This is a genomic window from Methanospirillum stamsii, from assembly GCF_003173335.1.
GTDB classification, from domain to species: Archaea; Halobacteriota; Methanomicrobia; order Methanomicrobiales; family Methanospirillaceae; genus Methanospirillum; species Methanospirillum stamsii.
In genome coordinates, this window is the sequence record NZ_QGMZ01000077.1 from 1 (window position 1) to 2,628 (window position 2,628).

Here is a 2,628-nt window from a genome sequence, read left to right on the forward strand (position 1 = left end):
GCCTAATGCCCCAACATTTACTGTTAACGCCCATCCCTTCTTGACCAGAGGCATATAAAGCCGCGCCCATTCGTTTTTGACCACCCTATTTTAAGGAGACAGATCAATTCCCTCCGTATGTAAAAGGAGGGGATAGGCAGGTGAAAACGATGGCAGATGTACAACGAATGGCTACCTTATACCACCTTTACGGTTCTTATTCCCAAGTAGCCAGAGAATTACACATATCCCGAAATACGGTTAAAAAGTATCTTCGGCAATTATCCGAAGTTCGAGACGGAATACGAACAGAAATACTTCCTGAATCCAGGACTATTCATCAACCCCGCCGGATAGTCACTGACGATATCATTGACCAGATTCATACCTTGCTAGAATCCAATGAAGATCGACCCAGAAAACAACGAATGAATGGACGTCAGATTCACCATCATATCGTTCAATCCGGACATCAGATCAGTTACACAACCACCAAACGGATCATACAGGACTGGAAACATGATCAGAAGAGTCGTGAGGTCTTCATTCTCCAGAGTCCTGAACCCGGTTACCGTGCTGAATTTGACTGGGGTGAAGTGACTCTTAACATTCAGGGAGTCTGGACCCGGGTTTACCTTGCAGTCATGGTTTTGACTGATTCACTCTATCGTTTTGCCAGAATATATCGAAAAGAAAGTCAGCAGGAAGTAATTGACTGCCACATTCAGTTTTTCAATGAGATTTGCGGTTTACCCGAAATTGTCTTTTATGACAATCTGCTTGCAGTCTTTGACTATCATCGGAAAATCTTTCAGAACTCGTTTATCCGATTCGCCGTTCACTATGGATTTTCATACGATGTCTGCAATATCAGGTCACCTCATGAGAAAGGAACCGATGAGGAAAGTGTCGGATATATTCGTTCCCAGGCATTTAGTGAACGAAATTCATTTGAATCCTTCACAGAAGCCCAGGACTGGCTCATCGAATCCTTACACCAGATCAATCAAAAACAGGTCTATCGCCGTGAATTACCTCCCAAAGAAGGACTAGTACGAGAACAGGAAAAAATGAAACCGTTACCCACTCTGGAGTACTCCAATTATTTCACCAGAAGTGCAAAGATTTCAAAGTATTCTCTGGTCGTTTTTGAAGGCAATTACTACTCTGTGCCTGACACCTTCCGTCCACGTTCAATAACCCTGAAGATATTTGTTGATAGGATAGACCTGACTGATGGAATTGCCATAATTGCTTCGCATCAGCGGTTGTATGGAAAAAGCAACTATTCACTTGACATCACTCATTATCTGAAGACTTTCGAAAAGAAACCTGGAGCTCTTAGGCACTCAAAAGTTCTGGGTCAATTGCATGAGAAAGTCCAGTACTTGTATAAAGACTATTATCTTGATTCACCACTGGAATTTATTGAGATATTAAAACTGATTCAGACAACCTCTGCTGAAGGTTTGATCTATGCAATTGATCACTTGGCCGAAAACGGAATTGTACCTGGATATGACACCCTGAGATTGTTCTTGTTCCAGAATCTGAACCCAATGATTGAACCACTTGAAATTGTGGATCCCGTTATTGTCGCTGAACCGGATCTCACGATCTACGATCACATCATGAGGTGTGAAGCATGACTGAAGATCTTGAATCTCTGTGTAAACAACTCCATATTTCAGGTATGTATCAGTTTACACAGGAACATCAAAGTGAGAATCCTGGGATTGAGGAGTTTCTGATTGCTGCATGTAGAGCTGAACTTGATGTGAGAATGATGAGCAGACAGATCAGAGCACTCAAACTGGCAGGATTTCCTACTCAAAAACGGTTTGACGATCTGGTTTTAGATGCTCTTCCGCAAGATGGAAGAAATGCCATTCCTGAGTTACAGACTTTGGATTTCGTAACTGAAAAAAAGAATGTGGTGATGATTGGGAATTCTGGTACGGGAAAGACTCATCTTGCAATTGCTACCGGAGTCTATGCATGCGAGAATAACCTTAAGGTGCTATTTAAAACTGCATCCGGTTTGATCAATGAATTCCTGGAAGCAAAACGTTTAGGAAGAATCACTCTGGCTATGAAACAGTTCAAGAAAGTAGAGTTACTGATTCTGGATGAACTGGGATATGTTACCTTTGACATTGAAGGTTCAGAACTTCTGTTTCAACTTCTTGCTGCCAGACATGAGATTGCAAGTACAATCATTACGACAAACCTGGCGTTTTCTGATTGGGTCAGAATATTCCATGATAAAACCCTTACAGCAGCATTATTGGATAGAATAACTCACAGAGCCATGATTCTGAATATGAATGGATCCAGTTTCAGAAGAAGAACTAATAATTGAACGTTCCAGGATAATTTTAAGAAAATCGAATTTTCCGCGAAGGGGGAATGTTTACCCATTCCCCCGAGCCTATCCTGCTCAGGGGGTGAGTGTAAGGGAGGGGGGCGAAGCCACCCTTCCTTATCTTGATGTTAGCGATAATTTTTTCTATTAGGAATATGACATTCAACTTAGGGCTGGTCAAAAAGCAATGGTCCTACCTGGTCAATTTTGAATGGTAAAAAACAATCATGATCATCGCATGTGTTCATTTGAGGATTGGGTAGAAAAAAGACAACAAATACTGT

Annotated in this window: 2 protein-coding genes; both read left to right on the plus strand. The window is 41.6% G+C overall.

The window, feature by feature from the left end; translation table 11 throughout:
* Positions 1–149 precede the first annotated feature (149 nt).
* Entirely contained in the window at positions 150–1,628 is a 1,479-nt protein-coding gene (istA, locus tag DLD82_RS19635) for an IS21 family transposase (protein WP_109942511.1), read from the plus strand.
* Entirely contained in the window at positions 1,625–2,341 is a 717-nt protein-coding gene (gene istB / locus DLD82_RS19640) for an IS21-like element helper ATPase IstB (protein ID WP_109942512.1), read from the plus strand. Before istA ends, istB begins: the two co-directional genes overlap by 4 nt.
* Positions 2,342–2,628: the final 287 nt, after the last annotated feature.

What these genes read in the sequence shown, in the direction of transcription:
- istB (WP_109942512.1), top strand. Translation starts at nt 1,625, where the DNA reads ATGACTGAAGATCTTGAATCTCTGTGTAAACAACTCCATATTTCAGGT.
- istA (WP_109942511.1), top strand. Translation starts at nt 150, where the DNA reads ATGGCAGATGTACAACGAATGGCTACCTTATACCACCTTTACGGTTCT.